Raw genomic sequence first — 226 nt, forward strand, 5'->3', positions numbered from 1 at the left:
TTAGCTCTTTTATTTACTGAAGACGGTTCGTTGTGTGGTTACCGCCCAGGCGATCCGCGCCAGTTTGTTCGCCAGTGCGCAGGCTACCACATTCGAGTGATGCCGCGTCAGTTGCCCCTGCACCCACTCGGCCAGTCGACCCGACTGATATTCCAGCCGCTGCATATACACACGGGCGCATTGCACCAGCAGCCGTCGCAGATTTTTATCTCCCCGTTTGCTGATA

General features: G+C 56.2%; 1 pseudogene. It reads right to left on the bottom strand.

From position 1 onward, the window contains the following. Positions 1–9: 9 nt before the first annotated feature. Positions 10–226 (bottom strand): annotated as a pseudogene (locus YALDO0001_RS19610) (IS110 family transposase); the annotation flags it as partial.

This window comes from Yersinia aldovae ATCC 35236 (assembly GCF_000173735.1).
Taxonomy (GTDB): Bacteria; Pseudomonadota; Gammaproteobacteria; order Enterobacterales; family Enterobacteriaceae; genus Yersinia; species Yersinia aldovae.